The organism is Desulfobulbaceae bacterium DB1 (assembly GCA_001914235.1).
Taxonomy (GTDB): domain Bacteria; phylum Desulfobacterota; class Desulfobulbia; order Desulfobulbales; family SURF-16; genus DB1.
The window spans coordinates 83327-100734 of sequence record MQUF01000020.1 but is presented as its reverse complement, the minus strand read 5'-3'; the positions used below and the strand labels follow the sequence as shown (position 1 = coordinate 100734).

Annotated in this window: 12 protein-coding genes; 4 read left to right on the top strand and 8 right to left on the bottom strand. The window is 51.6% G+C overall.

Features of this window, described 5'->3' with window-relative positions:
- The 4 genes from BM485_15315 (at position 1) to BM485_15300 (ending at position 5636) form a co-directional block, all read left to right on the top strand.
- Positions 1-765 (top strand): hypothetical protein, encoded by a 765-nt coding sequence (locus BM485_15315; GenBank protein ID OKY74172.1) that lies wholly within the window; start codon positions 1-3, stop codon positions 763-765.
- A gap of 274 nt (positions 766-1039) precedes the next feature.
- Positions 1040-1744 carry an acid phosphatase gene (locus BM485_15310; GenBank protein OKY74196.1) on the top strand — a complete coding sequence of 235 codons (705 nt, stop codon included), beginning with the start codon at positions 1040-1042 and terminating at the stop codon, positions 1742-1744.
- Complete coding sequence (locus BM485_15305; protein OKY74171.1) at positions 1738-3693, top strand: sulfatase; 1956 nt, start codon at positions 1738-1740, stop codon at positions 3691-3693. Before BM485_15310 ends, BM485_15305 begins: the two co-directional genes overlap by 7 nt.
- Complete coding sequence (locus BM485_15300) at positions 3690-5636, top strand: hypothetical protein (protein ID OKY74170.1); 1947 nt, start codon at positions 3690-3692, stop codon at positions 5634-5636. The genes BM485_15305 and BM485_15300 overlap by 4 nt, the downstream gene beginning before the upstream one ends.
- 78 nt (positions 5637-5714) lie before the next feature.
- Here the strand turns inward: BM485_15300 and BM485_15295 are convergent, their stop codons facing one another.
- The 8 genes from BM485_15295 to BM485_15260 all read right to left on the bottom strand — a co-directional run bounded on the left by BM485_15295 (position 5715) and on the right by BM485_15260 (position 17333).
- Positions 5715-7103 (bottom strand): two-component sensor histidine kinase, encoded by a 1389-nt coding sequence (locus tag BM485_15295; protein OKY74169.1) that lies wholly within the window; start codon positions 7101-7103, stop codon positions 5715-5717.
- A 6-nt stretch (positions 7104-7109) separates the two neighbouring features.
- Positions 7110-7778 carry a DNA-binding response regulator gene (locus BM485_15290; GenBank protein ID OKY74168.1) on the bottom strand — a complete coding sequence of 223 codons (669 nt, stop codon included), beginning with the start codon at positions 7776-7778 and terminating at the stop codon, positions 7110-7112.
- 4 nt (positions 7779-7782) lie between these two features.
- Entirely contained in the window at positions 7783-9699 is a 1917-nt protein-coding gene (locus tag BM485_15285; protein ID OKY74195.1) for a hypothetical protein, read from the bottom strand.
- A gap of 285 nt (positions 9700-9984) precedes the next feature.
- Complete coding sequence (locus BM485_15280; protein ID OKY74167.1) at positions 9985-10977, bottom strand: hypothetical protein; 993 nt, start codon at positions 10975-10977, stop codon at positions 9985-9987.
- Positions 10964-11851 carry a hypothetical protein gene (locus tag BM485_15275; GenBank protein ID OKY74166.1) on the bottom strand — a complete coding sequence of 296 codons (888 nt, stop codon included), beginning with the start codon at positions 11849-11851 and terminating at the stop codon, positions 10964-10966. The genes BM485_15280 and BM485_15275 overlap by 14 nt, the downstream gene beginning before the upstream one ends.
- A gap of 146 nt (positions 11852-11997) precedes the next feature.
- Positions 11998-13071, bottom strand: coding sequence for a hypothetical protein (locus BM485_15270; protein OKY74165.1), 1074 nt, complete (start codon positions 13069-13071; stop codon positions 11998-12000).
- Between the two features lie 164 nt (positions 13072-13235).
- Positions 13236-15722: a glycogen phosphorylase gene (locus tag BM485_15265; protein OKY74164.1), complete on the bottom strand. Its 2487-nt coding sequence runs from the start codon at positions 15720-15722 to the stop codon at positions 13236-13238.
- 153 nt (positions 15723-15875) lie between these two features.
- The gene (locus BM485_15260; GenBank protein OKY74163.1) at positions 15876-17333 is read right to left on the bottom strand and encodes a hypothetical protein; all 1458 of its coding nucleotides are present in this window, start codon (positions 17331-17333) and stop codon (positions 15876-15878) included.
- Between the last annotated feature and the right edge of the window lie 75 nt (positions 17334-17408).

Genomic DNA, 17408 nt, shown 5'->3' with positions numbered 1-17408 from the left:
ATGGGCGAAGGTATTTTTTGCGGACAAATCGGCATTGTGCTCGACAACATCGACTCGTGGAAAGCGATAAGCAGACTCACCAGAAATTGGCCGGCTATTCACCAGAATTCACCGATAAGCCTGTGTCTTGCCCGGCAACAGGAGCAAACAATCATTCCACATCTTCCCAATGAAGAAATTCCCTTGTTTCGCAAAAAACCAATAACATCCCTGAATAACAATCAAAAAAACCTGTCTTTTTTGCCGGAACAGCAGGTGAAACAAAAATACATTTCTTTTCCCGGGAAAGGGGTTACTGTTGGGCACATCTATTGCATTTTCCGGGCATGCAAACCACGAAAATCAATCCATTACTGCCTTATCAGGACACTCCCCATGGAACAAACACACCAAAATAAAGGCGACGGCAGCGTCCTCATTATCGATGACGATAAAGCACTGTCCCGTACCCTGCATATCCTCATGGAAAACGAAGGCTATAATGTCGAAACAGCCTTAACCGCCGCCGAAGGAATGAATCGGACGTCCCATACCCTGCCGGCCGTGACCCTGGTTGACCTGCATCTTCCCGACGGCAATGGACTGACCCTTCTTCAGGCCATGCTGCAAGTCAATCCAGCCGGAAAATTCATATTGATGTCGGGAGACAGCGACATCAAGGAAATTATCAGCGAACCCCGCTATCACGGGATCGAATTGCTGGAAAAACCCTTTGAGATTGATGACGTGTTACATCGCGTCGCCCAAAAAATGATGGCGGACTGAAAAAACCATTCCGTCGCTTCACGCCACGCACACCTTCCTCGTACGCCGAAAATCTTTCGCCCCCTCTTCACTTTTTCTTCACAAAAGGCGTCTATTCTTCACGCTGATGTCGTTGCTGTATCTCAACCAATAAGTTCCATGTGGTTACCAGGGTGTGAGTTATTTGCCGTCCCGCGAGAAATTCCGTGATCGCCTCCCCGTCTGCATCGGGCAGGCAGAAACGATTTTTCTTTATCGGTAACAGAACATGGGAAATGACGCGCTTTCTTTGCTCATGAAAAAAACAAATTCCACCGACAACTTTCTTTTGCTTTCCCTCTTCCCTTTGATTCTCGTTTTTCTGGGAACCGTATTTGAATACAGCGGACTGGATCTGTGGTGGATTTCCCATTTCTATGACTTTCAAAGTCAAAACTGGTTGTTCAAGCACCACTGGCTTTTTGACACCGTCATCCATACCGGCGGACAATGGTTTGTCAAAGTCGCGGCCCTGGCATGGCTCATTGCCGTGATCATGACTTTTTTCCACCAGGGCTTGAAGCCGTTCAGGAAAATCCTTGTTTATTTCCTTGTTGCCGCAGCCGCCGGTCCCTTGCTCGTCAGTTTTTTTAAACAGCTCACCCATATCTATACACCCTGGGATCTGCGGATCTTTCATGGCGCACAGCCGTACATAAGACTCCTTGACCCTGTTCCCCCCGGCGCGCCGGTCGGCCACGCCTTTCCCGCCGGCCATTCCTCCGGCGGTTTCGCCTTTGTCAGCCTTTATTTTCTCCTGCGCCACCACGACTCATCGTACAGCAGGTATGGACTTGTTTTCGGCATATGTCTCGGACTCGTTTTCGGACTCGGCCAGCAGGCGCGAGGCGCCCATTTCCCCAGCCATGATCTGTTTTCCCTGGCTGTTTGCTGGTGCGCTGCCGCCTTCGTCTATTTTGCCTTTTATCCGCATCAATGGAGGGTAGTAAAAAAATGTTAACTTCTTTATTTAGTTTCCGGAAAAGCCGTTTTTCCTCGATTTTTCTGATTTCTTTTGTCGCCCTGACATGCTTTGCCATGCTGCGCCTCGCGCTGCTGCTGAAGGAATGGACAATAATCGAACACACCTTGGCAAGCTTTGCCTATATATTCGGCATGGGCCTCGTCTACGACATCGCCTTTCTTTCCTATTGCCTCATCCCCATCATCATTCTTTTTCTCATTGTGCCGGATAAATGGTTTCACAGTCGTATTTTTTCGATGTGCGGTCATGCCCTGATCGCGGCAACATTTTTCATTCTGCTCTTCGGTGTTGTCGCCGAATGGCTCTTCTGGGATGAATTCGGCGTCCGTTTTAATTTCATAGCGGTCGATTATCTGGTTTATCGCCGTGAGGTTGCCGACAATATCAGCCAATCATATCCCCTGCCGACAATCCTGACAGGAATACTTTTTCTTTCCGCCCTCCTGTTTCTATCCCTTCGGAAAAAGTTGCAGCAGGTCATGACTTTTTCGGAAATTTTCCATCAACGACTGGCAAAAGCAGGGATTCTTCTCCTGCTTCCCGGCCTGGCCTTTTTGGTTCTGGATCAGTCACAGCGGAATCTCTCCACCAACAACTACACCAATGAGCTTGCCTCAAACGGAGCTTATCAATTATTTGCCGCATTTCGCAACAACGCCTTGGATTACCGTACATTTTACGCCCTGGGTGATGACCGGGAACTATCGGACAGATTGAAAACCGAGATCGATGAAACAGGCACCACGTTCACGGAAAACGAGCTTTACAACATCACTCGCCGGATTGAACCAAAGCAGCCGGAACAAAAACTGAATGTCATCCTGGTTTCGATAGAAAGCCTCAGCGCCGAATATCTGACCCGCTTCGGCAGCAAGGAGAACATCTCTCCCTTCCTGGATAGCTGGTTCAAGGAAGGGATGCTTTTCACCAATTTTTATGCAACCGGCACACGAACCGTCAGAGGGCTTGAGTCGATCACCCTTTCCCTGCCTCCCACCCCTGGAGGATCCGTGGTGAAGCAGCCGGACAACGGCCGGATGTTCAGTTTGGGCAAGGTGTTTACCGACCACGGTTATGATGCTGCTTTCCTTTATGGCGGCCGCGGCTATTTTGACAACATGAATTCCTTCTTTTCAGGAAACGGCTACCGGATAGTTGACCAGACCGACCTGAAAAAAGATGAAATCACCTTTGAAAACGCCTGGGGTGTCGCGGATGAGGATCTCTACGAAAGGACGCTCAGGGAGGCGGATAAAGATCATGCCGCCGGCCAACCCTTTTTCTTCCACGTCATGACCACCAGCAATCACCGGCCCTACACCTATCCTGAAGGGAAAATCGACATCCCTTCCGGTACAGGAAGGGAGGGGGCGGTAAAATATACCGATTACGCCCTGGCCAGACTTGTGGAAGGGGCAAAAACACGGCCCTGGTTTGCCGATACCGTCTTCGTTCTTGTGGCGGACCACTGCGCCGGCAGCGCCGGCAAGGTCGGACTGCCCGTCGACAAATATCACATTCCTTTCTTTCTCTACTCCCCCGGCCATGTCGATCCCGGAGAAATCAACACCCTGGCCGGCCAGATCGACCTTGCCCCCACCCTGCTGTCACTGCTCAACTTCTCCTACCAGAGCTTTTTTTTCGGCAAGGACATCCTGGCGCCTGACTTTCAACCACGGGCCCTGATAGGCAATTACCAGAAACTCGGCTTGCTGAAGGATAACGAGCTGGTGATTCTCTCCCCGCGCCGGGAGATAGAGGTCGTCACCAATGCGGGCGGCACCCCTGTTATCAAAAAGGTTGACACATCATACCCATTGGTGCATGACGTGATGTCCTTTTACCAGGGCGCCGATTATGTCCTGCGGAACAGATTAAACAGATGGCGGAAAGATGAAAGAAAGGTTAAAGTGAACCACCTATGAATCACCATCCAGTCGATAACGGACTTAAGCCCGCAATACATTTTCGCAACCTCGTGCGCCTGTTTTCAGTTGTCCGATCACGCACTGATTTCATTTTTCCTGCCGGTCTTTTTATCCTGTTGAGCTGGTTTCACATGCTGCTTGAGACCTATCCCTTTCTGCAGGCCACAAAAATTGATTTCGGTCTGCAACGGGAAACGGTCTTTCACTTTCTGGCCTGGGGCAGTTACAGCTTTCTCTATTTGGTGCCGGCCCTGGCCGGCACTCTGTTGGCCCGGCGGCTTCTCCCCGGCAAGCTGCTTGGCATCGCCCTCGTCGCGCTACTCTTAACCACCTGCAGTCTGTTGTTTATTCGTACTGACCGGATCATTTTCGATCTATACAGATTCCACTTTAACGGTTTTGTGCTGAACCTGATTTTCACACCGGGCGGAATTGCATCACTCGGAAGCGACAGCAGCAGCTATCTGAGCGCCGGCATGATAGGAATCCGCCTGCTGGCTATCCAGATGACCCTTCTTGCGGCAAGCTGCCTGTTTCAATTTAAGCCGCTAAAATTTTCCTGGCAGCGGTGGGCCGTTTCGTTGCTGGTCACGGCAATGATCATCGAGCGATTAATCTATGGGGTGAGCGACATCCAGAACTACGGAAGCGTGCTTGACACCGCAAGATACTACCCTTTTTATACAACGGCGACGTTCCGGAGTTTTGCCAAAAAACTCGGCATTAAAACGGAACGCGAGAAAACATTTACCGCGAAACTGAATACATCAAGGCTTCAATATCCCTTACTTCCAGCGACCTTCAAGCAGGTTGCAAACCCGCCCAATATTGTCTGGCTGGTGGCGGAGTCGCTGCGCTGGGATCGCCTCAGTCCGGAAATTATGCCCCAGGTCTGGGAGTTCAGTGAAAAATCACAGAATTTTACCCGTCACTATTCAAGCGGCAACGGCACACGTGAAGGCATGTTCGGCATGTTCTACGGTTTGTACGGATCATACTGGGCAAATTTTCTGCACGCTGAGCAAAGCCCGCTTCTCATGGACCGCATCCAGGAGCTTGACTACCAGCTTCATTTCCGCACCAGCGCCCGTTTTTCCTATCCGGAGTTCGACAAAACCATTTTTGCCAACGTCGGCAAACAGTTTCTCCATGAAAAAGAATTCAGCGGACAGCCCTGGCAGATGGATGAGAGTAATACCAGCGCTCTCATCGATTTCATCCACGGGCGGGATCATTCCCGTCCGTTTATGGCATTTATGTTCTATGAATCGACCCATGCCCGCTATACCTTTCCCGAGAGCGCCAGCATCCGTGGCCCAATACTCGAAAAGATTGATTATACCGATATGTCGAAGGAAATGCTGACCCAGTATGCGGACCAGTTATTGAATCGCTACACGAATGCATCTTATTGGGTGGACAGCCAGATGGGCCGAATTCTGACATTTCTCGAGAAGGAGAGTTTACTGGATAACACGATTGTCATCGTGACTGGTGATCACGGCGAAGAATTCATGGAAAAAGGCTTCTGGGGGCACAATTCCACCTTTGTCGACGAACAGGTTCGGACGCCGCTGGTCGTCAGCATGCCCGGCATGGCACCACGGACCATCGACAAACAGACAAGCCACATGGATATTCCGGTGACGTTGCTGCAGCGATTGGGAATCAGCAACAAAACCGAAGATTACGCCTTGGGGCAGAATCTGTTTTCAGAACAAAAACGAGATTATCTCGTCGTCAGCGACAATTACAGTATCGGCATGGTGACCCCCGGCTTCAAATACCGCATTCCTTACGACAATAAAGAATTGACAAATTATAAACCGACGGGGCCGGACGACAGCCCTTACGATGATGACCGCATTGCGACTCTGCTTAACAAAAACAGGAACATGATTGTCGAGGCAATAGGGAATTGCTCCCGCTTTACCCGATAATTTCTTTGAGCGCTCAACGCTCGGAAGGGAGGGAAAGCCACAACGTTCACATTGTCACCGCAGTCACCCCTTTTCCCCTCAGACATCCCGCAGCGGCAAACTGACGGTGACCGTTGTCCAGCCGTCTTGACCGGCAATGGAGATCACTCCTCCGTGCAGATCGACGATCTTCCGGGCAATGGTCAGCCCCAGGCCTGAACCGCCATGAAATACGGAGCGGGATTTTTCCACCCGGTAAAACTGTTCAAAAACACGCTCGTTGTCCGCGGGGGGAATCGTCTGACCGGTATTTGCCACCGTAAGTAGAATATGCCCCTCGTCCTGCATTGCCTTGATCTGAATCCGGCCATTTTCGGCATCATTATAACGGATGGCATTATCAAGGAGATTAATCAGCAGACGTTGTAACTTCTCGGCATCACCTGCCATGAGCAGATCTCGGGGAAGATCAACGGCAACCGAGATATTGCCGGCAAGCAGCATGTCCCGGTAATCCTCCAGCACCAATGTCATCAAGCCGCCCATGTCAACCGAACCGATCGTCAGGGTTTCCTGCTGCTCCAAACGCGAGAGATCAAGCAAATTCCTGATCAGCTTGCTCATCCGCCGCAGGGTGAAGAGTTGTCGTTCGACATCCTTGCGGATCTCGGCGGGCAGGTCTGCGCGCAGGAGAAGCTCTTCCTGGGTCAGCATGAGCAGGGTAATCGGGCTTTTCAGTTCATGGGAGGCATTGCCGACAAATTCTTTTTGCCGTGCAAAGGAATACTGCAATCGGTCGAACATCTCGTTGAGCGAGATGGCAAGGGTCGCGAGTTCATCACGATTTTTGCCGACCGGAATACGTCGGTCCAGGGATTTTTCCCGAATCTCCCGGACCAGATGATTAATAACGACCAGCGGATCAAGAATCCTGCCGGCCAGTTTATAACTGAGGGCCACGATAACAAGGGTGCAGATTGCCAATCCGGCAGCCAGTTCCCGCAGCACTTTCAGGAGTTCCTCCTCCAAGTCCTCAATGGGTTTGGCGATCCGGATGGTGACCAGTCGGCCGTCGATCTCCCGTTCGTAGACCCTGACCCGGAAATAGACCTCGTTTTCGTCATCCTGGCCGATCCGCACCTGCTCACGGGGAATAATCCGTTCAACATTGTAATGCTTTTTTTCACGAATCGGGATTTCGGTGTAGCGGGTCAGGGCGGATTGGTAGAGAATGTTTTGATCCTGGTCAGATATCCTGATCCAGTAACGATCCGGCGAAAAAGGCAATTGATCCACGTTGAGCGACCATGGCGCGCTGATATCGTCCTGACCCTGTTCAAAAAGAGAATCGGCCATGTGCCGCATTTCCCGGTCAATCAGCCGCACAGGTTCTTCAACAAGTTCAAGAAAAACAAAAGCGGAAACGGCAACAGCAGCCAACAGCGCTGTTCCGGAAATCCACAGGGTGATTTTCTGCCGTATCTTCATGGTGGGTCAGCCGTCAATAATAAAGCCAACCCCGCGCAGGGTGCGGATGATGGATTCATCAGACGTTCTGATCTTATGACGAAGATTTTTTACGTGGACATCGATAAAATTGGACATGGTAAAGGGATCGAAATCATCACCCCAGACATGTTCAGCCAGATTAAAACGGGAAACAGCCCTGCCCTTGTTGTAGAGCAGAAACTCAAGAATGGCGAACTCTTTCCCTGTCAGGGCAACCTCCTCGCCATTCCTGGTGACGATCCGGCTGACCGTATTCAGCACAATCGGGCCGGCACAGAGAAGAGGGTCGCGTTCACCCCGGCGCCGCAGCATGGCTCTGATTCGGGCAAGCAGTTCCGAAAGGGAAAAGGGTTTCGCCAGATAGTCGTCAGCACCGAGATCAAGGCCCCGGACCCGATCATCAATGGCTCCCCTGGCAGTCAGCATGAGAACCGGCAGATTCAGTCCGGCTTTGCGTATCGCGGCAAGCACGCCCAACCCGTCAAGCTTTGGAAGCATGACGTCGAGCAGTACAAGATCATAGGTGTCGTTCCATATTTTATCAAGCGCCGCTTCACCATCAGCGGCCTCTTCCACCCGGTAATGCTGGCGTTCCAGCACTTTTCTCAGTTGATTGCGCAATTCCCGTTCGTCATCGACAAGCAGAATATTCATCTTGTCAATCTGTGGGCTGCAGGAATGTATTTAATTCCTTCATGGCGTTGACGACAACGTCCTTATGGCCTCGCCAGAAAATATCCGGATCAGCAAGCTCCTTGTCGTCTTTCGTGGTGAAACGACTTCGGCTCAGTCCCTTGTTGCTGAAGGGGAAAACCGCCTTGAACTCCTTGTCGATATAACTGATACGCGACCAGTCGCCGGCAATGGTGAATTGCCGTTCCGGCCCGGACAGAAGATCATGCCCCTGGCTGTATTTTTCCGCCGGGCTTTCCATGCCGAGCAGGCCAAGCACGGTGGGAGCAATGTCGAGATGGGACGTCATGCGGGTGATCTTTTCATGATTGCGGCCGGGGATATGAAGAATCAGGGGGACGCGAAGCTGTTCCTCGGTAAAATTGGAATTATGGCCCCAATGCCCCTTTTCAAGAAACTCCTCGCCATGGTCACCGGTGATGAGCACAATGGTGGAATCCAGCAAACCCTCACGCTCCAGGGAATCAAGCACGCGGGCAATCTGTGAGTCAAGATGATGGCATGAGTTGATATAGCGGTTGAAAATAAGATCCATGTCTCTTTCAGGGGACATGGTCGCATAATTGAAATCCGCCAGGTACTCTTTTCTGATGGCGTCTTCCGGCGGAAAATAATAGCGGGCATGGGGAGACTCAAAGAACATGAAGGTCATGAAGGGACGGGAAGGATCGCGGCCCTCGATAAATGAAAGCATGTCCGTCACGTTCTGCCGGTCCCGCTCCCAACCGGCGCCTTTCTTTGCTTCGTGCAGGGACTCCGCCGCTACCCCGGCAAAAATGGTTTTATCGAATTCCGGATAGGAAAACTTGGCGCTGGTATACATACTGAGCTGATAGCCCTGTTGCAGGATGGTGTCCATCAGCACCGGACTGCGCCGTTCGTCGAGAAAACGGAACCAGTAGGGGCCGTACAAGCCGTAAAACATGGTGAACATCCCCATGCGCGTGCCGATCCCGCCACTGTAATGCTCTTTGAATACGAGGGATTTCTCCGCAAAAGACCATGTGCCCGGCATAACCTCCGCATTTAGCATATCCGCCCGCCATGACTCGGCCACAAGCCAGACGACATTGAATGGTTTTTCCGGTTTTGTCACCTGCAGGGCGACAAGGGGATAGGTGAGGCGCCCGCCTTTCTGCTCATGGGTGACATCAGGGCTTTTCTTCACCTCGACGCCGAAACGCTTGGCCAGACTTCTGAAGGTCAAGGGTTGGTACAAAGGGAAAACCCAGGCTGCATTGAGAACGGGAAGACGGTTCTGCAGATTGCTCACGCCGTACATGACGCTCTGGGCCGTGGCCATGCAGGCTATTGCAATTAAAAAGTTTTTCCTCGTCAAAAACGGCATGACCGTGCCGGAAAGCTTTTTTTGACGCCAGAGGAGATGGATACCGGCGATGAGGGCAATCTGCAGGACGACAAAGCCGCTTCCAATAGCGAAATAGGTCAGGGTTGACGTATCTGACCCGCCCATGGACTCGATGCCGCCGGGAGTTGAAACGAGATTCCAGACAAAGCCATTGATGTGGAATCCGAAAAAGCCGAATATCACCTGATCGGCAAACAAAACAACGGTCGTGGCCGAGGTGGTGAGCACCGCAACGGCATAAACGGTATGCCGCGACCAGCGGGAAACAGTTCGTTTCCGGCTGTCCCATTTTGCCAGAAACCAGTTGGCGAAGCAGGTCAGCAGGGCCGACGGCAGAAGATAAAAAGCGCCGTAGGAGACATAGGCAAACAAAGAAAAAGAAATAGTCCACGGATCAACCAGGTCGATCTGGCGAAGATAGCCTGAGCAAAGAACAAGCACGACAATAAATGTGCTGAAAAAATAAAAACGCAGGACTTTTGAGCGGTCTTCGATGTTGAAAGCGGATTTCATGCATATACCTTGATGGAAAATGAAAAAAAACAGGTGGAAAACATTCAGGTGAAAATATAATTCAAAAAACAAATTTCAGCAATGGCCGCAGAACCGGACCTCGGACGGACAACGTTTCGGTCAATCCTGATTTATACCATCTGAAACGTGAAGAAAAGATGAAGAAAAGAAAAAAAGGCAGGGGGGGAAAGGGTTTCGGCTCCGCTTTTCACGGCAGCGGTTTGCCGCGGAATGTGCCGGATGCCATCGCCGGAGGAAGAATGGCAATCAAAAAAAATTACCCGTTTATTCAAGCCGCCTGATCTCCACCCTTCTGTTTTGTCCGCGGTTTTCTCGGGTGGTATTCGGGACTTTTGGTTTGCTTTGTCCGAAATAGGCCACAGTGAACCTCTGCCGGGCCGTACCGCACTTTTCCACCAGATAGTCGCGAACCTTTTCGGCGCGGATTTGAGACAACCACATATTGTGGGCAACGGTACCGCTGTCATCGGTATGCCCGGCGATTTCAAAACGACTATCCCGCAGTTCGGCGCCCTGTAATGCCTTGCAGACCACGCGGTCCAGCATTTCCTTCGCCTCGTCGCTAAGCTCTCCGGAACTTATCAAAAAACGAACCGGCAAACCAACTTCGCCCGACTTCAGGTCCCGGGCAAACCCCTCCGCCGTCATGTCCTGACCCTCGGCGGTTTCAGCCGGGGGCGGGACCGCAGCCGCCGGCGCGGCAAGGTCGGATGGTTTTTCGGTCGCCACTTCCGGGATGTCTGTTTTTACCGGGGGGACAGAATCCCGGCGCGCCTCTGTCGGTTGTTTGTCCACCTTATCCGGCATGCCGGCCGGGTCGTTTTTTATCGGCTGAATCGCCTTTGCATACAACCGTTGCGCCAGGATATTTTCCGCATCAAGCGAAATCGCTTTTTTCAAGGCATGAACCGCCTCTTTGTTGTTCTTCAGCACCAGATAGACATCGCCCATGCCGACATAGCTTTTGGCAAAATCAGGGTTAAGCTGCACCGACTTCCGATAATAAACCAGTGATTCCTCGTATTTCCGCAGCCTCTCCAGATTATAGGCATAGAAATAATTCATCTGATAATCATCCGGGCACAGGACGATCGCTTTTTCCAGAAAGTTTTGCCGCTCAAGCAACCCCGTTATCCGGCTCAACTCCTCCAGTTGTCTGCCGCAATCTTCAGCAGCGGCAAGGGAAACGGCAACGGTCAAACAGGAAAAGAACGAAAGAAGGCCGGGGAAAATAATATATTTTTTACTTTGCATCATTTGCCCCACCCTGTTGTTTTTTCACCATGGCGCGCCAGAGATGTTCAATTGCCCGTGCCAGAATGCCTATCTCGTCATCTGTTTCATGTTTGAAACTCTCATGCAAATTTTTTCCCTGACCTATCTCCTCAACCCGGTCGCTGAGATACTCGATCGGTTGAATCACCCGGCGGTCCAGAAAAAGGACCAGGGAAAGCAGCGCGATAAAGAAACAGCCGAGACCAATGAGAAACAGAATGCCCGCCGATCTTTTTGCCGCGGCAAGGGCGTCTTGAATCGACACATAAACAACATAGGCGGAAACGGTATCCCCAAGTTGCCAGTGATATCCATTTGCCGTGCCGTAAATCTCAATCTGGTCCCTGGGCGCATCGGCCGGCTCTCCATGACAGCGCAGGCATCCCTTGCCGTCGACTCTGATGGGATACGCCAGATAAAAATACTTCTCGCCCTGTTTGTCGATGATGCCCTCCTGCTTTTCCAACCCGGCGTCCCGGCGAAAAGCGGAAATCATCTTCACCTCATCGCTGTCTGCTTTGTTTGCCTGATAAAGGGGATCAAGGGTTGCCTGCTTGAATTGATAGCCCGTGTTTTTTTGCTTGAAAATGTCCCAAACTCCCCTGCTCACCACAAAACCCGACATCAATTCCGGATAAAAGCGATTTTCCTCCACCAACTCCATGACAAGGTCACGTTGCTGCGTCTTGAAATACGTACGGGAGGCAATGATATAGTTGAAAAGAAGCTGCCCCTTGTTTTTCGCCTCCATCACCGCATTGCGCTCGGTGAGCTTATAGCTTGCCAAACCGGTGACCATGGTGGCAAGGAGACTGAAAATGCCCATCATCAAAATAACGCGCGCGCGTATGCCCATTGATATTCTCCTGAAAATGCGGCAAGCCCCTCCTCTTTCGCCGGGGAGCTCGGAAACTCGGGGACGGATGCGCATTCACCGATGCCGCCGACTTTTCCCCAATCACACTGTTTATCGTTTGATAAGGTTTGCTCTTTGGTCATTTCTCAAAGGGGAGAAAGGAAAAAAAAGGCGCATATGGCCCCGATAAGGATCACCAGAAGGAAATAAACCAGAAAAATCCCCCACATTCCTCCCTTTTTTTTCCTGACATCGGAAAGATCGAGTGCGACCTCTTCCTGTTTTTCATTCTGCGGGACATGGTTGTTGGCGGCAACAGGGGAGCTCTTTTCTCCACCATTGACAGGCGAGACGCTTTTTTCAGCTGCCGTTTTCCGGGGCTGCGCAGCCCGCGCCTGCTCATCCTCGTCAATATAGGGAGTAATCCGTAACTCGGCGGCGCACTCCTGTATGACCTCCGGACCGATTTTCTTTTTCCCCTCGACAAAACCGGTGAGCAAGGCCCTGTCGCAGATAATGTTTATCAGGCGCGGTGCACCTTGAGAAAAAAGAAAAATTTCATGCACTGCTTCCGGGTTGAAAATTTCCGACTTGGAACCGACGACCTGGAGACGATGGAGGATGTATGCCCCGGTTTCCATTTCGGTCAGAGGTTCGAGGCGGTAATTGATGGTAATTCTTTGTCTGATGGCCTTATTTTTCTTTTCCAGCAGGATATTGTTGAATTCACTTTGACCGACAAAAAAGATATTGAGCAGTTTGGCATGCTCTTTTTCAATATTGGACAGGTGCCTGATCTCTTCAAGCAGATCGTCGCTTAAACGCTGGGCCTCATCGGCAATGAGCAATACCTGCCTGCCCGCTTCATGCGCCCGTTCCAGAAATTCGGTAAAAAGCAAAAGGAATTCACCTTTTGATTGAAACGGTTTTTTAATGAAAAAGGCATTGGCGATATAGCGATAAAAATCCATCACCTCGAGTTTGGGATCAGGAATTTTCGCCAGCAGAACCTGGGAACCGAGGCTTTTAATCAGCGCATTGATGAGCGTAGTTTTTCCGGTGCCCACATCTCCGGTGAGGAGGAGAAAGCCTTTGTCGTCAAGCACACCGTACTTAAGCGTGGCAAATGCCTCCTTGTGTTTTTCTCCAAGCCAGAGAAAGCGGGAATCGGTTGTTATCTGAAAGGGTTTTTCCTTGAGATTGTAGAAGGATCGGTACATATGATTATCACTTTATTTTCATCACTTTCATCAGCAGGCATGAAAGATCTTTTCATTTTTATACGGTGCCCGTACTGACGCAGCCGGAAGAGACGCTCAACCGGCTTGACCGGGAAATTCAAGAAAACAACGCAAGGGGAGCTGTTTCAGCGGCCCCCCGGAATTCAGACATCTTTGATATCCCAAATATCGCGGGCATACTCCTTGATGGTTCTATCGCTGGAAAATTTCCCCATTCGCGCCACGTTCAAGATCGATTTCTCCGTCCACAGCTTTTTGTCACGGTAAACAGCGCTTATCTTCTCCTGGCAGTCGATGTAGGATTCCAGATCCTGCAGCAGCAGGTAGGGATCATTTTCATTCATGAGATCATTGACGATGGGGCGGAAAATTTCCCGATCCCCATAACTGAACATACCATCCCCGATACTGTCAACTATTCGCTTCACCACCGGACTTTTTTCATAGATGCTCCGAGGTGATCTGCTTTTGTGCTGTTTCTCGTATTCAGCCTCGTCCGCGGTCATGCCGAAGATAAAGATGTTTTCCCGACCGACCTCTTCAAGTATTTCGATGTTCGCGCCGTCAAGGGTGCCCACCGTGAGCGCGCCGTTTAAGGCAAATTTCATGTTGCCGGTTCCCGAAGCCTCGGTGCCGGCGGTGGAGATCTGTTCGGAAAGGTCGGCGGCGGGAATAATCTTTTCAGCAAGGGAGACATTATAGTTCGGGATAAAGACCACCTTGAGTTTCCCGCCGACCCGCGGATCACTGTTCACCACCTCGCCGATGGAATTTATCAGCTTGATGACAAGTTTGGCCTTTTGATAGGACGGCGCCGCCTTGCCGGCAAAAATAATGGTCCGCGGGGTTATGGAAAGTCCGGGCTCATTGACAATGCGGTGATAAAGGGAAACAACATGCAAGGCATTCAACAGCTGCCGCTTGTATTCATGGATGCGCTTCACCTGCACATCAAACATAGTGTCCGTATTGACGCGAATCAGGCAAACCTCTTCGATCAAACGTGCCAGCCGTTTTTTATTATCGCGCTTAATTTCCCGCCATTTCTTCTGAAAAGCGGCATCCCCGGCCCATTTTTCCAACTCCCTCAGCCGGTCAAGGTCGGTCACCCAGTCTGAGCCGATTTTCCCCGAGATGAGACGGGCGAGCCCGGGATTGCATTTGAGCAGCCAGCGGCGGGGGGTGATGCCGTTTGTCTTATTGTTGAATTTCCCCGGATAGAATTGATGAAAATCATTGAAGATCCTGGTTTTGAGAAGCTGGGTGTGCAGCTCGGCCACTCCGTTGACCGAATGACTGCCGATGATGGCCAGATGGGCCATGCGCACCCGCTTGACCTCTCCCTCGGCGATAATGGACATACCGCGCAACTTGTCCGTGTCGCCCGGATATTTCTGTTCAACCTGTTCGAGAAAACGCCGATTGATTTCATAGATGATCTGCAGGTGGCGCGGCAAAACACGACCGAGCAGATCCACCGGCCAGGTTTCCAGCGCTTCCGGCATCAGGGTATGATTCGTATAGGCAAATGTCCTTGTGCTGATGTCCCAGGCCTTTTCCCAGTTCAACCCTTCAAGATCAATCAAAATACGCATCAGTTCCGGGATGGCGATGGCCGGATGGGTGTCGTTCAACTGCACGGCGATTTCGTTACTGAAATGATCAAAGGAGATATTCTTTTTCTTATATCGCCTCATGATGTCCTGGAAGGTGGCGGAAACAAAGAAATATTGCTGTTTGAGCCGCAATTCCTGACCTTCGCGGATATCATCCGAGGGGTAGAGAACTTTGGAAATCGTTTCCGATCGCACCTTGCTTTGCACCGCGCCGATGTAATCGCCGGCATTAAAAAAACCGAGATCAAGCTCACGGGAAGCTCGGGCCGTCCAGAGCCGCATATTGATGACATGATCATTTTTAAAGCCGGGCACCAGGATATCGCAGGCCATGGCGGTCACGTCATCGGTTTCCACCCATTCGGAGCGATAAAAACCGTTTTTATCGACGTAACTGTTGACCTTGCCGTAAAACTGGACCGGAAACACATAGGAGGCGCGTTCAAACTCCCAGGGCGTTCCATAACGCAGCCAGTTGTCCGGCGTTTCCACCTGATAGCCGTTGATCAGCTTCTGATAAAAAAGCCCGTATTCATAGCGGATTCCATAGCCGTAGGCGGGAATTTTCAAGGTGGCGATGGAATCAAGAAAACAAGCGGCCAGACGGCCGAGACCGCCGTTGCCCAATGCGGCATCCTCTTCGGTTTCCCTGATTTCCTCAAGATCATAACCAAGCTGTTCCAGCGCCTTGCTGACCTCGCCCAAGAGCCCCATGTTAACCAGTGCATTGCCGAGAGAACGGCCCACGAGAAATTCCAGGGAAAGGTAATAAACGCGTTTTTTCCTTGTGGTATAAAAATTTTTCTGAGTGGCAATCCATTTTTCCACCAGCACATCCCGCAGGGCGTAGGAAAGTGCCTTGGTAACGTCCCGGGGACCGGCCCGCATGGGATCACGCCCCTGAAAGCTCATCAGATGATGCTGGATCCGTTGCTTGAACTGTTCAGCATTCTTCAAACCAAAAATCGTCGAATAGGCACTGGTGTCCGTGCCGCTGTTCTCTGCAGTTGTCATATGCTCAAACCGTTTATCTGATTATTAAAAAACAGGGGGAAGAATTCATTTTTCTTGCCCTGCATTCGCTTCACGCTGTTGTTGCCCAATTCCCCGCAACAAAAAATTTCTCCCACAAGCCTACACCGGCGGATCAAAAAAAATCAAATAAATTCAACGGGAAGACAAAATATCACGCAACCAGGCCAGGGCTTGGGAACGGTCTCGTATCGTTCCCTCCACCTGGGCCTTCTCCGCCTCGCCGAGAATATCCTTGAAAAACGGCCCCGGCACGAGTCCCACGGCAATCAAATCGCTGCCGGTGAGCAGCGGCGGACCGGCCAGGACCGGTTCAACCTGCTTGCGGCAGACATCATGAACCCGGTCGAACAGTCCGGCAAGCTCCTTTTCCATACCGGGCGGCTTTCCCGGCCCCTGTCCGGCCAGACTGTCCGCCATGGCCAGCAGAAAAAGCCCGGGCAGATCCTGTCCCGCGGCTTTATACAGTTTCAGGCAGGATCGCGGCGTGACATCATTTTTCCTCCGGACATTACATAAATGGAAGGGCCACATATGGAGGGAAATGAGACGGGCCACGTCATCACGCTTTTGCCTGCTCCAGCGCAACCTTGCGGCTACGGACAAAAACAGGTCGGCCCCCAGCCGGTCATGGTTGTAAAAAGTTATGCGGTCGTCGACAACCCTGACGGCGGCCGGTTTCCCCAAATCATGAAAAAGCGCCGCCCATTGCAGCCGCGTTTTTTTCCCGTCTATCGCAAGATAGGTTTCCAGCTCCGTTGCGTGGCTGGGATAAAAAGCGCCGGGCTGCTCGACAATTTTCTCCATCCACTTCAGGGCTTCAAGATTATGGGCAAAAACGTCAAGATGATGGCTGGACGGCTGGTCGACCCCCTCGCCTTGCAGCAGCTCAGGCAAAATGACCCCAAGCAGGCCCGTTTCCTTCAGCAGACCGACCGCGGCAAAGGACCGCCCGCTTGCCATCAGGCAATCAAGCTCGCAGGCGATTCGTTCCGGGGCCACCCCTGCCAGCAGGTCACGATATTTTTCGATCCACCGGAGGGTCTGCTCCTCAATCCGGAATCCGGTTTCGGCAAAAAAACGGAAGGCGCGCAGCAGGCGCAGGGGATCGTCGATAAAGGCTTCAGATGACAGGGCCCGGATTGTTTTCTTCCGGATGTCATCAAGTCCGCCGGTCGGATCAATCACTGTTGAGGAAGGCAAAACAACCGGCAGATCGACCCCGAAAGGCACGGCCAGGGAATTGATGGTAAAATCACGTTTTACCAGATCATGCCTGATATCAACAGCCCCTTGCCGGAAACCGGCGATATCGACCACAAAACCATGCAGGACAACCCTGGCCGTTTCTTCCTTCGCATCAAGCAGGACAAAAGTGCCCCCGGTTTCCCCGGCCAGCTGACGGGCAAATTCCAGGGCGCGGCCCGAGACGGCGAGATCAAGGTCCCGCGCCGCAACTCCGGTCAGCCGGTCACGCACCGTGCCGCCCACGACATAAAGCTCTACTTGATAGCGGGCGGCAAGGGAGGCGATGGCTCGCAGAAGCTCGGGCTGATATTCTTTTTCCTGAATGGGCGATTGATGAGGAATCATTGACGATACGATTTCAGAACTTCCATGATTTTTGAGACGACCATGCCGACAAATGACGGATCCGCAAAAAAATAG

Coding starts and splice junctions, on each gene's coding strand:
- BM485_15310 (OKY74196.1), top strand. CDS start 1,040: ATGAAAAAAACAAATTCCACCGACAACTTTCTTTTGCTTTCCCTCTTC.
- BM485_15290 (OKY74168.1), bottom strand. CDS start 7,778: ATGAATATTCTGCTTGTCGATGACGAACGGGAATTGCGCAATCAACTG.
- BM485_15280 (OKY74167.1), bottom strand. CDS start 10,977: ATGATGCAAAGTAAAAAATATATTATTTTCCCCGGCCTTCTTTCGTTC.
- BM485_15285 (OKY74195.1), bottom strand. CDS start 9,699: ATGAAATCCGCTTTCAACATCGAAGACCGCTCAAAAGTCCTGCGTTTT.
- BM485_15315 (OKY74172.1), top strand. CDS start 1: ATGGGCGAAGGTATTTTTTGCGGACAAATCGGCATTGTGCTCGACAAC.
- BM485_15265 (OKY74164.1), bottom strand. CDS start 15,722: ATGACAACTGCAGAGAACAGCGGCACGGACACCAGTGCCTATTCGACG.
- BM485_15275 (OKY74166.1), bottom strand. CDS start 11,851: ATGGGCATACGCGCGCGCGTTATTTTGATGATGGGCATTTTCAGTCTC.
- BM485_15260 (OKY74163.1), bottom strand. CDS start 17,333: ATGATTCCTCATCAATCGCCCATTCAGGAAAAAGAATATCAGCCCGAG.
- BM485_15295 (OKY74169.1), bottom strand. CDS start 7,103: ATGAAGATACGGCAGAAAATCACCCTGTGGATTTCCGGAACAGCGCTG.
- BM485_15300 (OKY74170.1), top strand. CDS start 3,690: ATGAATCACCATCCAGTCGATAACGGACTTAAGCCCGCAATACATTTT.
- BM485_15305 (OKY74171.1), top strand. CDS start 1,738: ATGTTAACTTCTTTATTTAGTTTCCGGAAAAGCCGTTTTTCCTCGATT.
- BM485_15270 (OKY74165.1), bottom strand. CDS start 13,071: ATGTACCGATCCTTCTACAATCTCAAGGAAAAACCCTTTCAGATAACA.